The organism is Klebsiella huaxiensis (assembly GCF_003261575.2).
Lineage (GTDB): Bacteria > Pseudomonadota > Gammaproteobacteria > Enterobacterales > Enterobacteriaceae > Klebsiella > Klebsiella huaxiensis.
In genome coordinates this window covers 2,564,806-2,578,461 of record NZ_CP036175.1, presented here as the reverse complement: position 1 = coordinate 2,578,461, position 13,656 = coordinate 2,564,806, and the positions used below count along the sequence as shown (strand labels likewise).

Annotated in this window: 11 protein-coding genes; 4 read left to right on the top strand and 7 right to left on the bottom strand. The window is 54.4% G+C overall.

Features of this window, described 5'->3' with window-relative positions:
• Nucleotide 1: 1 nt before the first annotated feature.
• From DA718_RS12270 to nqrC, 4 genes are all read right to left on the bottom strand, one after another.
• A complete protein-coding gene (locus tag DA718_RS12270; RefSeq protein WP_112213466.1) occupies nt 2–1,381 on the bottom strand; it encodes a Fe-S-containing protein in 1,380 nt (459 codons plus the stop codon).
• A gap of 278 nt (nt 1,382–1,659) precedes the next feature.
• The gene (locus DA718_RS12265; RefSeq protein ID WP_064176588.1) at nt 1,660–2,187 is read right to left on the bottom strand and encodes an iron transporter; all 528 of its coding nucleotides are present in this window, start codon (nt 2,185–2,187) and stop codon (nt 1,660–1,662) included.
• A 27-nt stretch (nt 2,188–2,214) separates the two neighbouring features.
• The gene (locus DA718_RS12260) at nt 2,215–4,155 is read right to left on the bottom strand and encodes an FTR1 family iron permease (RefSeq protein ID WP_112213465.1); all 1,941 of its coding nucleotides are present in this window, start codon (nt 4,153–4,155) and stop codon (nt 2,215–2,217) included.
• 251 nt (nt 4,156–4,406) lie between these two features.
• Nucleotides 4,407–5,168: an NADH:ubiquinone reductase (Na(+)-transporting) subunit C gene (gene nqrC, locus DA718_RS12255; protein ID WP_112213506.1), complete on the bottom strand. Its 762-nt coding sequence runs from the start codon at nt 5,166–5,168 to the stop codon at nt 4,407–4,409.
• Nucleotides 5,169–5,504: 336 nt separating this feature from the next.
• Here nqrC and DA718_RS12250 point away from each other — a divergent pair, with 336 nt between their 5' ends.
• Nucleotides 5,505–6,470 (top strand): helix-turn-helix domain-containing protein, encoded by a 966-nt coding sequence (locus DA718_RS12250; protein ID WP_112213464.1) that lies wholly within the window; start codon nt 5,505–5,507, stop codon nt 6,468–6,470.
• Nucleotides 6,471–6,490: 20 nt separating this feature from the next.
• Here DA718_RS12250 and DA718_RS30275 read toward each other — a convergent pair whose 3' ends face one another.
• Nucleotides 6,491–6,616: a small membrane protein gene (locus DA718_RS30275; RefSeq protein ID WP_227015994.1), complete on the bottom strand. Its 126-nt coding sequence runs from the start codon at nt 6,614–6,616 to the stop codon at nt 6,491–6,493.
• Nucleotides 6,617–6,853: 237 nt separating this feature from the next.
• Between DA718_RS30275 and DA718_RS12245 the strand changes: the two genes are divergently transcribed.
• Complete coding sequence (locus tag DA718_RS12245) at nt 6,854–7,936, top strand: malate/lactate/ureidoglycolate dehydrogenase (RefSeq protein WP_112213463.1); 1,083 nt, start codon at nt 6,854–6,856, stop codon at nt 7,934–7,936.
• A 238-nt stretch (nt 7,937–8,174) separates the two neighbouring features.
• Nucleotides 8,175–10,325, top strand: coding sequence for a formate dehydrogenase subunit alpha (fdhF, locus tag DA718_RS12240; protein ID WP_112213462.1), 2,151 nt, complete (start codon nt 8,175–8,177; stop codon nt 10,323–10,325).
• 141 nt (nt 10,326–10,466) lie between these two features.
• Here fdhF and DA718_RS12235 read toward each other — a convergent pair whose 3' ends face one another.
• The gene (locus DA718_RS12235; RefSeq protein WP_112213461.1) at nt 10,467–11,618 is read right to left on the bottom strand and encodes a M20 aminoacylase family protein; all 1,152 of its coding nucleotides are present in this window, start codon (nt 11,616–11,618) and stop codon (nt 10,467–10,469) included.
• A gap of 282 nt (nt 11,619–11,900) precedes the next feature.
• On the opposite strand from DA718_RS12235, the gene DA718_RS12230 reads away from it, so the two are divergent.
• Complete coding sequence (locus DA718_RS12230; RefSeq protein WP_112213460.1) at nt 11,901–13,106, top strand: MFS transporter; 1,206 nt, start codon at nt 11,901–11,903, stop codon at nt 13,104–13,106.
• Between the two features lie 48 nt (nt 13,107–13,154).
• Here DA718_RS12230 and DA718_RS12225 read toward each other — a convergent pair whose 3' ends face one another.
• Nucleotides 13,155–13,604 carry a methyltransferase family protein gene (locus DA718_RS12225; protein ID WP_167492757.1) on the bottom strand — a complete coding sequence of 150 codons (450 nt, stop codon included), beginning with the start codon at nt 13,602–13,604 and terminating at the stop codon, nt 13,155–13,157.
• Nucleotides 13,605–13,656: the final 52 nt, after the last annotated feature.

The following is a 13,656-nucleotide window of genomic DNA, read 5'->3' as shown; positions in this document are numbered from 1 at the left end:
GCTACTCCTCCTTCACTGCGTCAGGAACAAACTGCTCTGGCGCATTGCGGAAACGGTCGTAGTTCGCTTCTGATGAGAAGAACCAGGTTTTACCGCCATAGCTGTATTTGAAGTCGGCGCTGGTGTTGGTCAGCGTTGAACCATCCACCGGGTCGGTCACTTTAATCGTCAGAACGGTAGAGAAATAGTTTCCCCCCACGGCCAGCGCCGCACCGGGTATCGTCAGCTCTTTTTCATCGTTGCGCCAGTCGTCGATCGGCACCGGGTTGCATCCACCGGGTTTGCCAATGGAAGGAATAAAGATGTGCACACCGCAGGCAACGCAAATCACCTGATTGCCTTCCATCACATAGCCCTGATCGCCGCACAGCAGGCAGGCGTCGAACACCACGCCGAAACGCAGCTTGTCGGGATAGCGGTTGATAATAAAAAAGCGGATCGCTTTGCCATCATCCGCCACCCAGACGAAGCGATGCAGTTTGCCATCGCGCACCTGTTCGATCGGAATATGCACCTGACCGTCAGCAGCCAACGTAACCGGCTGCGCCTCGGACAAACGCGGAGGCTGCGAAGCCACCAGATCCCACCATAGCTGACCGCCGATAATCGCCAGCGCGCAGCAAATAGTCGTGAGCCACAGCCGGGTCGCCCCACGGCGTTCGGCCAGCGCCAGGCGGCGGGAAATGGGCTCTTCCGTCGCTTTTACATTGCGGTAATAGCGGCGCAGCGCCGGGATCCAGAACAGGCACATTAACAGCAGTACCGCGGCGGCGGCCCAGTTGTACATCGCCGCATTGTTGGTCACTTTGGCGACAAAGCTCAGCAGCGGCTTGAGCAGCGGCACCACCTGTAGCTTCATCAACAGCAGCAGCAAATTCCCGCTCAGCGGTAACCACAGCAGAACCATCGTCAGCAGGGTCAGCGGCCAGTAGAACCCGCGCATTCTGCGCAGCAGCATGGCGCAGAGCGCGGCCGCGAGGCACAAAAGCGCGAACGCCAGCACCAGCGCGGTCAGATTCAGCAGCAGATCGGTATTCAACACATGCGTGGAGGTCAGGCCGCCGAGATTCGGGTCCAACGCCCAGTGGCGGGCCGCGCCGAAGGTCAGGATCCATTGCCACAGATAGCGAACCCGCGGCGTTGACCACCAGAAGCTCAGCAAAAATAGTAGAGAAACGAGGATCTCCGTGCCAACCAGCAGAAGCTCCAGCGACTGGCTCGGGCGAATAAACAGCCCGGCGAGCAGTCCGCCAGCCAGCGCGGTGAGCAACGTCCAGACCAGCGGGCGCAGTGTGGGAGGGTTGCCGCGGCCCCAGAGTACGGCGGAGAGCAGCGCAATGCAGAAAAAGACCTGTAGCGTCGTGACGAAAAAATAGCTCATGACTTCAACTCAGTACGGCGGATGAAAAATACGCCGCAGGATGACCCGTCGGCCATCCTGCGTAATAGCGCTCGCGTCTGATGATGCTGAGACAGATGACAAACCTGCTTTAACTATGGTGTTCGCATTTCTGCCGGGTGGCGGCTGACGCCTTACCCGGCCTACAAAACCCATAACATCATCAGGTTATGAGCTTTCCGTAGGCCCGCGCAAGCAAAGCGCCGCCGGGCAATTCCTGAAGAGCGCACGTTGTCAACTATCTGAGCGTCTGGAGACAATTAGTTCAGACCGACATACTTAAACTCATAGCTCACATCAAACGGTTTCCACCAGCGACCAACGCCGGTTTCGCTATCGGTATGACGGTGCATCCCGGCTTTTGACGGCGGATCAATGTGGTAGGTCACTTTGTAGTTACCGACGCCCATCATCTTGATATTCGCACCGTAGTGCGGGCCATCGCTCGCCACCATCGGCATAAAGGTACCTTCTTGTTTTTCGCCGGTGTCGCTATTGACCAGGGTATAGGCGATGGTCAGATAAGGGATCCATTCACCTGCGCCAAAACCATTTTTACCGCCTTCCACCGCATGAATATCGGCTTCCAGATGGATATCCGATTTCGCTGCCGGCAAACCCATACCGCGCGGTTCCATATCGATCGGCTGCAGGTAAACCGCGGCGATCTCCATCTCATTCATGGTGACTGGCTCACCAGCCGGATACTCTTTAAAGGCCAGCGCCGCAGGTGCGGTGAAAATGCTGGCAACGGTCGCGCTGATAATCAGGGTCTTCTTAATGGTCATCTGACTCATCCTCTCGTCTTAAAATGATTAGGAACTTGTTTTTATGGTCTCACCTGGTGCCTGGCGGCGGCGCATGATCCATAGCGCCACCAGCGCCGCGATCAGCAATACAATCTGCGGCAATAGCGTTTCCACGTAGGGGTAAATCCCCAGCCAGCTGATTTCGGGCATCCCGTTAATCAGCGTTGGCTGGAATAGTTTGCCCTCCACCAGTTCCAGTACCCCTTTACCGGCGAAAACAAACGCCATCAGGTACATAAAACCGCCAGTGAACATGAAGAAGGGTTTAAGCGGCAGTCGGACCACCGAGTAGCGCATGACGAGCCAGGCAATGAGCAGAACCACGCAGCCGATAACAAACCCGGCACCGATGGCCAGATGACCCGGCAGCCCCTGGGCATCGCCAATCAGGGCGTAGTAGAACAGCACCGTTTCGGCACCCTCGCGGTAGACCGCGAGGAAGCTGGTCAGCCACAGCCCTACCAGCGATCCGCGCGACAGCGAATGGGAGAGTTTGCCCTCAAGCCAGGCTTTCCAGTGGCGGGCTTCAACCTTCGACAGCAGCCAGTAGCTCATAAAGAACAGCATCACCACGGCAATCAGCATGGTGATCCCCTCCAGCAGCTCCCGGCTGGCGCCAGAGTTGGTAAACAGCAGCTGGAAGATAAACGCCGTCACTACGCTTGCCACCAGCGCCACAATCACCGACTGGCGAATCAGCGGCAGCTTATCGTGATGGTTGTTTTTAACCAGATAGGCCACGATAGCCGCCACAATCAACAGCGCTTCCAGCCCTTCGCGCACGATAATCATCAGGCTGTAGAGCAGCAGGCTCCACTGGGTCTCTTCGCCCTCACCCAGCATGGTTACCGCTTTTTGCAGGTCCTGCTCAAGAGCGGCGGCTTCGGCAACCAGTTTTTCCTGCGGCTGGTTAGCCTTCATCAGGCTGACCATGCGGGTAAAGTGCGCCTCAAGAGAGGTTTTAAACGCCGAGTCGCGGGAGCCGATTTTGTTCTCCATTCCGGTGGCTTCAAAACGGTCAAAGTAGGTGTCCTGGACATCAAGAATCGCGTCCTGCCCTTCCCCGTTCTGATAACGCGCCAGAGCGGCATTGATGCTTTGGTTAATCCCGGCAGCGACGCTCGCCCAATCCGCCCGGGCTCCCGTGTCCTCGATCTGTGTGGCGTTGTCTGCGCTAGCCGGAGCGCTTACCGGCTGATCGTCACGGGTGGTTGGCAGACCTGGCAGAATATCTTCCAGATCCTGCAATAACGTGGTGACCTGATACGAAACATCGTTCAGGCGGTCCGGCTGGGAGGTTAGGGTAATCAGCGCGGTAAACTGCTGGTTGATGGCGGCGGCCTCTTTCGCCGAGCGATTCTGACGTACCGAGGTTTCCATTTCGGAGTTTTTGAAGCCTTGATAGTGCGCCTGCTGCACCTGCTGGCTGGCCTGAGCATAGTTACCGGCCTGATACTCCGTCACCGCCTGGGCCAGCATATCGTCAATGGTGCGAAAACTATCTTGCCAGTGCAGCGCAATGTCATCGCGCGACAGCGCGGTATGCTGCTCTTCCGCCACCAGCCGATGCCCGCCGTCCAGTATCGGCTCAACTTCGCGCAGCGCCTGCTTCAGCCCGTCGATCCGCGCCTGAACTTCGCTCTGTGGCTTGCCCTCGCCGATCATGCGACGGATCTCACCGAAGGTACTCTCCATCTCGTAGCTTTTACGCGCCGAAATGTTAATGCGGATTGGCCCTTCGAGGTTTTCAAACACTTCAAAGTAGGCCATTTGCACCTCACGGCGCGCTTCGGTATTTTTTTGCTGCTGATAGAATTCGGCTGTTTTATCAAGGCGTTGCTCAATATCCTCGATATATGGCGCATAGTGAGTCTGCGCCATCGCGCACGCGCTGCCAAACAAAAGCCCAAACAGCATTAGCAGCAGAAAAGAACGAGGACCAGCCATGACGCATCCCATCAGAGTTAATGATAATGATTATCGTTGTCATTTTTACTCGTAATGTACATGACCTGGATCATGAAAATGTCAAACTGTGACAATTTGTGTAAAATGTTGCAAAGAAACGAAGATTAATAACTTTAAGTTATTAGCTTTATTCCCTGACTTTTCCTCGCCAAATATCTTCATCGAAAGCATAAAAAAACCGGCGCTGTAATAGCACCGGTTATTTGCCGAGTATTTTGTCGCCCGTGCTTTTAACGATTTAATATTTCAGGGTTTTGCTGTAGCCGCTGAAGAAACTTACCGTATCCCTGCTCACCCACCCAGTAATTAATACTCTTCTCGACGCCGGTTGAAGTCAGGGTCGCGCCGCTAATCCCATCCACCGTATAGTCATCATGCTGGCCGGGATTATTCTGAATAACCTTTAGCGCTGGCTGGCCGTTATTATCGCGTATTTTCTTACCTGGCCATTGGCTACGCCATTCCGGGTCCTCCACTCGAGCGCCCAGCAGCGGCGTTTCATTCTGCTGGTAATACATCAGGTCTTTTACCGTGCGACCATCGGTCTCAAGGGCGATTAATGCATACATCATCGATTTGGCCCCTTTGCCATAAACCGGAATTATAACTTGCTGAATTTCATTATTATTGTCTCGAATAACGTAAACTTCACCCAGTGAACAGCGCTGGCGGATTTGCGCCGGATCGCGCGCAGCGGCCAGTTCGACACAGCGTTTTTGCGCGCCGCTATTGGCCCCCTGCGCTAAAAGTTGGCCGTTATCAAGATTAACCTGACGCACCGTCACGCGCTTTTGATAGAGTGATTTCAGCGCCTGCGGATCGCGTTGTCCATTGCGCGTTAAGCCTGCAACCTGGAGAACCGCATTTTCTGTTTCCGCGTTTTCTGGTACGGCAAAATTGTCTTTGGACAGCAAAAACCAGGCAGCAACAATTGCAAAAATCAGAATACAAAAAACCATCAAAACTAAAACAATAATTTTACTTTTACGCATGCGCTCATTTTTCCCATCGGTTGGCATCTGCAATATAGAGTGCAACCATTCCCATTCTTTTGTCTAGCCCTCCAGACAATACGCATTTGCTTGAGTTGATATTTCGTGACAATCAAAATTATGCTCAAAAATATTAACCCTATTTTTTACACATATAAAAATAATCTTTCTTGCAGGCAATTTATGAGAAAAACTAATAGTCATAAGACTCGTTGCATGCCGGACACCTGAGAAATGTAAAAAAACGCCCACACGCTGGTTTTTACTAAGATTAATCTTATAATCGGAGGATAAAACGACCCACTTGCAACCGTCACCTTGGGATAAGAGACAACCATGTCCAGACCTACGGCGCTGTACGTTCCACATGTTTTAAGCGCGGCGGATATCGCGCCCGAAGAGCGCTATCAAAAGCTCTCGCAGAATATTAATTGCTACGGTATCGAGGTTGTTAACAATCGACGACCGGAAGAGATTATTGCCAGGCATAAAACCATCTCTGGCGTTAACGGAGATTATTGTAGTGCAATGGGCTCAAGAAACGAAACAATATTCGACCCACATCAGGCGGCAGAATCCTCGATCTATATTTCGCTGATCGTTCAGGGTAACCAAATCATTCGTGGTCGAAAAGAGTCTGTTACGTCGCAGGTGAACGAGGGAATGTTAATTGTTCATCAACGTAACGACTATTACCACTATCAATGTAATGACGTAAAGCAACTATATGTCATTCCTCGTAGCGATAAGATTAACGAGGTTTTTAGCGGAAAACTAAACAGCCCGATGGTCTCTTTAGAAAATCATCACCTCGCGAGTTTTCTAAAATCACATATGCTATTGCTGGACGCGCAATCCGCAACGCTTTCGACTAAAGAGACGGCGACCATTGTTGATGGGCTGCATAATATGGCATTCATTATGCTAGCCGACGTCGCCAAAGAAAAAGGCTTATTTATCCCAGGCAAACTGAGCCATCTTTATAATGGCGCGAAGTCCTTTATTTTGCAGAACTATCATCAACATAGCCTTTCGCCGGAAGCACTGACGCAAAGCCTTCGTTGTTCGCGAGCCAGTCTTGACAGAGCCTTTAATGAGCAGAAGACTTCGGTGATGGCGCTAATCAGGGATATACGTCTGGAGGCGGCGCGGGAAATGCTGGAAAATAATCTTCAGCTGCGCATTGAGCAGATTTCATGGATTTGTGGTTTTGTCAGTCATCCATTATTCAGTAAGCAGTTCCGTGAGAAATATCATGCCTCACCGAAAACATGGCGCGACAATTATAATAAGGCGGGCTAGCCCGCCTTTCGATAGCACCCTTATCGCTGGCGAAAAGGGCGAAAACGTTTAGCACGGCGTTCTTTAATATAGCTTAGCAAGCTATAGACTGATATTCCCAGCAGTAAAATAGCGATGGTCATCAGAAAAAATGCACTGATATTCATTGTTGCGCTCTCTTTTATATCCCCATCATGCTCGATAGGTAATATTTATTATGTGATTTTTATAATAATGATTCTTAACATCACAACCAGACTTCCGGGCCTCAACTCTGTTCCCTCCCCCTCAGTTCATTTCTTCCCTGCAACGTACAAACCTTGATCTTCTCCGGTCCGGAGAGCAGCATGGAAACGCAAACACAATAAAACAATAACCCACGACACCGTAACAGGAGAGAATCAGTGCAAACAGGACATCGCTTCCAGGCCACGGATCTGCATCAGTTTGTTAAAACACTTTTCAGCCATATGGGAAGCTCTCCCACCGAAGCATCGCTTATTGCCGACCATCTGATTGCCGCCAACCTTGCCGGACATGACTCTCACGGTGTCGGCATGATCCCGAGCTACGTACGTTCCCACGCGCTGGGCTATTTACAGCTCAACCGTCACGCCAGCGTGATGAAAGATGCAGGAGCCGTCGTCACGCTGGATGGCAACGGTGGGTTCGGCCAGGTGGTGGCCCATGAAGCCATGCAGATGGGCATCGAAAAAGCGAAACAGCACGGCATGGCCGCCGTCGCACTGCGTAACGCGCACCACATAGGCCGCATCGGCTACTGGGCAGAACAGTGCGCCGCCGCCGGAATGATCTCTATTCACTTCGTGAACGTTGTCGGCAACATTATGGTCGCGCCGTTCCGCGGCAAAGACAGCCGCTTCGGTACCAACCCGCTGTGCGTGGTGTTCCCGCGCGAAGGTCATCCTCCGCTGCTGCTGGATTATGCCACCAGCGCCATCGCCTTTGGTAAGACCCGCGTCGCGTGGCACAAAGGCGTTCCGGTACCGCCAGGTTCATTGATTGACGCTCAGGGCGTTCCCACCACCGACCCCGCAGTGATGCAGACTTCACCGCTCGGCGCGCTGCTGACTTTTGCCGAGCATAAAGGCTATGCGCTGGCGACGCTGTGTGAAGTTATCGGCGGCGCGGTATCCGGTGGGAAAACCTCGCATAAAGAGAATCTGCAGGGCAGCGTTGACGCGATTTTTAACTGTATGACAACCATTATTCTCAGCCCTGACGCTTTCGATGCGCCGGATATGCAGCGTGAGACCGAAGCATTTATTGACTGGTGCAAACAGTCGCCGCACGACCCGGAGACGCCGATTCTCGCGCCTGGCGAGTGGGAAGAAGCCAACCGTCAGGAGCGTCTGGCGCAGGGTATTCCGCTGGATGCCGGGAGCTGGCAGGCCATTTGCACCGCTGCTGAGGAGGTGGGATTACCCGCAGAGACTCTCGCGCAGCTACGGTTGAAGCTGGCCTGACCAACCCCTTAATGACGCCCAACCGGGCGTCATGTCATCGTCATTAGTGTCGACATCATTACCACCCTCGCCTGTCCAGCCACCTATTCCCTATTAAATCATAACGTTAAGTTTTGGCACAGCGTATGCATAACGCTTCCGTCATCTGCTGGTGCGCTGGCTTATGACGCCCTGACAAAGGCGGGCCGGGCCCGGTCTGTCCAATGTTGTTTATTCTCTGTTAACAGGTCTGTTACTGATGAAAAAAATCACGAGCGTTTGCCCTTACTGCGGGGCCGGTTGCAAACTAAAGCTGGTCGTCGATAACAATAAAATTATCCGCGCCGAAGCGGCCGATGGTGTGACTAACCAAAATCAGCTATGCCTCAAAGGCTACTACGGCTGGGATTTCCTCAACGATACGCAACTGCTGACGCCACGCCTGCAGCAACCGATGATTCGCTACCAGAAAGGCGGTAAATTCACCCCGGTCAGCTGGGATGAAGCTATCCGCTACACGGCAAAAAAACTGCGTGAAATAAAAGAAAAACATGGTCCGCGTGCCATTATGACCACCGGCTCATCCGGTGGTACCGGCAATGAAACTAACTATGTGATGCAAAAATTCGCCCGTGGGGTGCTCAACACCAATAACGTCGACTGCTGCGCCCGCGTTTGCCACGGCCCGTCGGTCGCCGGTCTTCAGCTGGCGCTTGGCAACGGTGCGATGAGCAACTCGATTAGCGATATCGAAAACTCGAAATGCCTGCTGGTATTCGGCTACAACTGCGCCGACTCCCACCCTATTGTCGCCCGTCGGGTGATTAAAGCCCGCGAAAACGGCGCGAAAATCATCGTCTGCGACCCGCGCCGTATCGAAACCGCCCGCATTGCCGATCGCCATCTGCAACTTAATAACGGCAGCAATATGGCGCTGGTCAACGCCTTCGCTCACGTCCTGCTGGAAGAGGATCTGTATAACCACGATTATGTCGACCGCTTTACCGAAGGGCTGGACGCCTATCGTGAAATGGTTAAAGACTATTCTCCCGAAGCCGTAGAAGCGATAGTCGGCGTTCCGGCAAATGAGATTCGCCAGGCGATGCGCATATTTGCTGCCGCACCTTCCGCCACCATTATGTGGGGCATGGGCGTGACCCAGTTTGGTCAGGCAGTGGATGTGGTCAGAGGGCTGGCGAGCCTCGCGCTGCTAACCGGCAACCTGGGGCGCACTAACGTCGGCGTGGGACCTGTGCGCGGGCAAAACAACGTCCAGGGCGCCTGTGATATGGGCGTGTTACCCAATATGTTCCCCGGCTATCAGGATGTCACCGACGCCAGCGTTCGCGCTAAATTCGCCAAAGCCTGGGGTATTAACCCGTCGATGATGGACGATAAGGTCGGAACGCGTATCACCGAAGTACCACACAAGGCGCTCACCGGCGAGATCAAAGCCTACTACATCATGGGCGAAGACCCGCTACAGACCGAGGCCGATCTGGGCCTGGTGCGCAAAGGTATCGAAGCGCTCGATTTTGTGGTGGTGCAGGATATCTTTATGACCAAAACCGCCGAAATCGCCGATGTGCTGTTGCCCGCTACCTCCTGGGGCGAACACGGTGGCGTCTTTACCTGCGCCGACCGCGGTTTCCAGCGTTTCGAGCAGGCGATTATTGCCACCGGCAACGTGAAACGCGACTGGGAAATCATTAGCCTGCTGGCCAGCGAAATGGGCTATCCGATGCATTACGACAATAACCAGCAGATCTGGGACGAAATGCGCGAGCTCTGCCCGCTGTTCTATGGCGTCACTTATGAAAAAATGGGTGATATGAACCACGTGCAGTGGCCGTGTCCGACGCTGGATCACCCCGGCACGCCATGGCTGTATAAAGATAATCACTTTGATACGCCAACCGGTAAAGGCCAGCTGTTTGCCGCACCGTGGCGCGCTCCTGCCGAGACGCCGGATGAAGAATATCCGCTGGTGCTGTGCACCGTTCGCGAAGTCGGGCATTACTCCTGCCGTTCGATGACCGGTAACTGTGCGGCCTTGCAGTCGCTCGCCGACGAACCGGGTCGGGTGCAAATCAACCGCGCCGACGCACAGAAACTCGGTATCGCCGACCAACAGCTGGTGTGGGTTAGTTCGCGACGTGGCAAGGTGATCACCCGCGCTGACATTAGCGATCGTATTAACGCAGGCGCCGTGTATATGACCTATCAGTGGTGGATAGGTGCCTGTAACGAGCTGACTCAGGATAACCTCGACCCGATCTCAAAAACGCCGGAAACCAAATATTGCGCGGTGAAGGTGGAAGCGATTGAGGATCAGCGCTGGGCCGAGCAGTACGCCTGGACAAGCTATAGCGAGATGAAAGCCCGCCTGAAAGCGGCGGTTAACGTATAAAACGACGTAGGGAGAAGGATATTTCTCCCTGCGTATCCACTTTTGCCCCCGGGGGCGGCGCAATGCGCCTGCCGGGCTACCGATTGTGCAGGCATCTGGTGGTCCGGACAGGTGCGCAGCACCGCCTCCGGGAAAGGCATCTTAAGCCAGCAGCTTTTCCACCAGCGCCGTCCACAGCGTTACGCCGTGTGGGATCAGTTCATCATTGAAATCATATCCGGCATTGTGCAGAGGCTTCGAGGCCGTCTCGCCGTCGGTGCCAATCCAGAAATAGGCTCCAGGACAGGCTTCCAGCATGCAGGCAAAATCCTCCGATGCCATTGATGGATTTCCGTTCCAGCTCACCGCAGATTCCCCCAGCAGAGCGGTCGCCACATCGCAAACCTTTTGCGCTTCAACAGGATCGTTAGTCGTCACCGGATAACCCGGATACCAGGAGATGTTTCCTTCGACGTCAGATACCTGCGGCTGGGCGGCGACATAGCTCTCAATTAGCCCCCTCACCCGCTCGCGCACCTGATTATTCAGGCAGCGGAAGGTTCCGCGCAGCACCACTTTGTCCGGCAGAACGTTAATCGCCTCCCCGCCAACAATCTGGGTAATGCTGACCACCGTCGACTCCTGCGGCGACAGACGACGCGAAGGAATCGTTTGGAGCGCCATAATTAACTGTGCCGCGGCGACAATCGGGTCCGCCCCGCGTTCCGGCATCGCCGCATGACAGCTTTTCCCGGTCAGGGTAATTTCAAACGCATCAAGGGAGGCCATCATCGCCCCGCTGTTAATCGCTACCTGGCCCAGCGGCATACCCGGCCAGTTATGTAACGCGTAGATAGCGTCCATCGGGAAGCGCTCAAACAGCCCCTCCTCTACCATTTTACGTGCGCCGCCAAGATTCTCCTCTGCGGGCTGAAACACAAAATGAACGGTGCCGCGAAAGCGGCGAGTTTGCGCCAGATGCGCCGCCGTCGCCAGCAGCATCGCACTATGCCCATCGTGACCGCAGGCGTGCATCACGCCAGGATTACGCGATTTATAGCTGACGTCGCCCTGCTCGGTTATCGGCAGCGCGTCCATATCAGCCCGCAGGCCAATCACCGGCCCGGGACCATTCTCCAGCGTCGCGACGACCCCAGTCCCCGCCAGCCCGCTATGGACCTGAAGTCCAAATGAAGTGAGTAATTCAGCAATACGCCGCGAGGTTTCCTGTTCCTGGTATCCCAGTTCAGGGCAAGCATGAAAATCACGTCGCCAGCGGATGGCCTCGGCGATCAGTGAAGGGGATACTGCCATGTCTTACTCCTTTCCTGTACAGCATCAGCGCTGAACCAGTGTTTTATTCAATAATTCGCGGTTATAGGTTATCGACCATCTTATTGGTTATATCCTTTCGCCTGCCCGCTGACAACTTCCGAAAAATCCGGTGCCAACGCCCATTCCCACTGCATTCCGCCAGCACTGCATTTTTTTGTAGTCATATCAACGGTGACATAAGGCGTGCGATTAATTATTATGCAGCTATACTGGCCTTTTGCCGAATAATTCACTCTTCAGACTTCCGTTATCGGGAATAAAATGTTCAACCCAGACCAGAGTCGCCTTGCCCCCACGCTGGCGATGATCATGGCCGCTTCATTAGTGGGATTTATCACCGGCTATACGGTGCCTTTAATCAGTCTTGAGCTGGCGCAACAGCAGATTGATACCGTCTACGTCGGCCTGCTGGCCGCACTACCGCCAGCGGGGATGATGATCTCCTCCTTCCTCTCACCTGCGCTGTGCCGACGCTTTGAGATGGGCCTTCTGCTCTCGGTCAGCCTGGTGGCGCTGGCGGTGGCGACGATCGCCTCCTGCCTCTCTTTTGATATCGTTCATCTCCTGCTACCGAGGCTGGTTACCGGTCTCGCTTCAGGGGTCATTATCGTTATTGGCGAAAGCTGGATCACCGGCGGCGCGGCGGGCAAAAATCGGGCGACCTTAACCGGAATTTATGCCTCCGCCTTTACCGGCTGTCAGTTGGCTGGACCATTATTGATTTCCGCCGGGCCAGACTATCAGCCGTGGGCCCTGTTGGTCATTGGCGGCATCACCGTGGCCTGCCTGCTGATGCTACGTCATTTGCCGACAGGTAGCCGCGAACGACTCGCCGAACACGCCAGCTGGCGCAGCCTTGGCGCTTTTTTACCGGTACTGGCTTCCGGCGTGTTCTGCTTTGCGTTCTTTGATGCCAGCATTCTGGCGCTGCTGCCGCTCTACGGTATGGATAAAGGGCTAAATGAAGTGATGGCGGTGCTGCTGGTCACGGTGGTACTCACCGGCGATGCCGTTTTCCAGGCTCCGTTGGGCTGGATTGCCGACCGCTTCGGCATCCGCCGCGTGCATTTAATCTGCGCGGTCGTTTTCTGCCTCGCCCTACTGGCCTTACCGTTCCTGCTGGCGTCAAATATTCAGCTTATTGTTGGCTGTATGATTCTGGGAGCCGCGGCGGGCGCACTCTACACGCTATCGCTGGTTCGCGCCGGGAAAACCTTCTCCGGACAGAAGCTGATAATGATCAACGCTCTGCTGGGTTTTTTCTGGTCTGCGGGCAGCGTCGCAGGTCCGGTGGTCAGCAGCCTGCTGATTAGCGTCGCGGGCTATGATGGTCTGGTGATAACGCTGTTTGCCAGCGGCGCGCTGTTCCTGCTGATTCAGTGCTTCGGCAAAAGCGAAAAAGCGCTGCTGGCGGATGCACGTGAACGCGAAGAAGAGATAGACGATATTAGCGAAGTCGCACGGTAGTTTGTATCTCCCGGCTTCGAAAATCAGCGACTTTCGGAGCTGGTAATCCTACAACCAGCGCCGCACTTTACGCGCATACTCCGGCCACTGGCGAGGAAAGAGGCGGGCCATTTCCGCTTCTTCCGGGCGGATATGCAGCACGGTCAGCAAATAGATAAACAACGGCAGCGTCAGCAACAGTAGCGGTTTGCCGCTGAGAATAATCAGGGCCAGCTGTACGCCAGTCATCGCCAGATAGATTGGATTGCGCGAATAGCGAAACCAGCCGTCGGTCATCAGGGTCGTGGTCTCTTGCGCTCTAAGCGGATTCAGGGTGGTATGGTGGGTGCGAAACTGGCACAGCGTCCCGAGGACGATAACCGCGCTAATGATAAGAGGGATCAGCGCAAGGCCGAAATAGAGTGGCCGCCACGCCCAGAACTCGCGCCCGGCAATCAACAGATCGAAAAGCACAAACAGCAGCAGTAAAACCGGCGGGACGAAAACTTTCCTTAACATCAGTGTCCTCCATGGAATAAGCAACAAACTCATTCAGATAGTACCCCGGCGG

Coding starts and splice junctions, on each gene's coding strand:
- DA718_RS12270 (WP_112213466.1), bottom strand. CDS start 1,381: ATGAGCTATTTTTTCGTCACGACGCTACAGGTCTTTTTCTGCATTGCG.
- DA718_RS12265 (WP_064176588.1), bottom strand. CDS start 2,187: ATGACCATTAAGAAGACCCTGATTATCAGCGCGACCGTTGCCAGCATT.
- DA718_RS12260 (WP_112213465.1), bottom strand. CDS start 4,155: ATGGCTGGTCCTCGTTCTTTTCTGCTGCTAATGCTGTTTGGGCTTTTG.
- nqrC (WP_112213506.1), bottom strand. CDS start 5,168: ATGCGTAAAAGTAAAATTATTGTTTTAGTTTTGATGGTTTTTTGTATT.
- DA718_RS12250 (WP_112213464.1), top strand. CDS start 5,505: ATGTCCAGACCTACGGCGCTGTACGTTCCACATGTTTTAAGCGCGGCG.
- DA718_RS30275 (WP_227015994.1), bottom strand. CDS start 6,616: ATGAATATCAGTGCATTTTTTCTGATGACCATCGCTATTTTACTGCTG.
- fdhF (WP_112213462.1), top strand. CDS start 8,175: ATGAAAAAAATCACGAGCGTTTGCCCTTACTGCGGGGCCGGTTGCAAA.
- DA718_RS12235 (WP_112213461.1), bottom strand. CDS start 11,618: ATGGCAGTATCCCCTTCACTGATCGCCGAGGCCATCCGCTGGCGACGT.
- DA718_RS12230 (WP_112213460.1), top strand. CDS start 11,901: ATGTTCAACCCAGACCAGAGTCGCCTTGCCCCCACGCTGGCGATGATC.
- DA718_RS12225 (WP_167492757.1), bottom strand. CDS start 13,604: ATGTTAAGGAAAGTTTTCGTCCCGCCGGTTTTACTGCTGCTGTTTGTG.